Raw genomic sequence first — 757 nt, 5'->3', positions numbered from 1 at the left:
TGTCAGGCGCCATGCAAAACTGGGCCGGTAGCGACAAATAGAACTGGGCCCCCCTCCTGAATGAGGAGGGACTGATGAGTAGCCTGGATAATGCGACAATCTCCGCAGTGTCTGCGCGGAGAGATATGATGCTCGAGCCTGATGAGGTGACGGCGATGCTGAGGCTAAACAAGCTCGGTTGGGGAAGCCGGCGCATTGCGCGGGAGTTTGGTTGCTCGCGCACGACGGTACAGCGCTACGTCGACGCGGGCGGCTGGCAGGAATACCGAAGTCCCCGCAAAGGCGTGAGCAAACTCGACGGACATGAAGCGTGGCTGCGCGATTGCTTCTTTCGACATCGAGGCAACGCAGATGTGGTCCGTCAGGATCTGGCGCGGGAACTGGGTGTGAGGGTGAGCTTGCGCACGGTCGAGCGCGCGGTTTCGGGTTATCGGCAGGAACTGGCGGCTGAGGCCGTGGCGACGATGCGGTTCGAGACGCCGCCCGGTCATCAGATGCAGATCGACTTCGGCGAGAAGCGGGTGCAACTCGGCGGTGAGATGACCCGGGTCTACATGTTCGTGGCAACGTTGGGCTACTCGCGACGGATTTTCGCGATGGCCTTCCTTCATGAGCGCCAATCAGCGTGGCTGGACGGCATCGAGACTGCGTTCCGATACTTCGGCGGGACGCCAGCGGAGGTGCTGCTCGACAACGCACGGGCGCTGGTCAAGCACCATGACGCTGCAACGCGTGAGGTCGTTTTCAACGATCGGCT

General features: G+C 61.7%; 1 protein-coding gene. It reads left to right on the top strand.

Annotated features, from left to right (window positions below):
* Nucleotides 1–128: 128 nt before the first annotated feature.
* On the top strand, nt 129–757 hold a 629-nt coding region (istA, locus tag ACI3K3_RS25710), incomplete at its 3' end, for an IS21 family transposase (RefSeq protein ID WP_404918951.1).

It is taken from the genome of Novosphingobium sp. ZW T3_23 (genome assembly GCF_044987305.1).
Classification (GTDB): Bacteria; Pseudomonadota; Alphaproteobacteria; order Sphingomonadales; family Sphingomonadaceae; genus Novosphingobium.
Note: the sequence above shows the minus strand (reverse complement) of the source record. Positions and strands in the feature narration are given on the sequence as shown.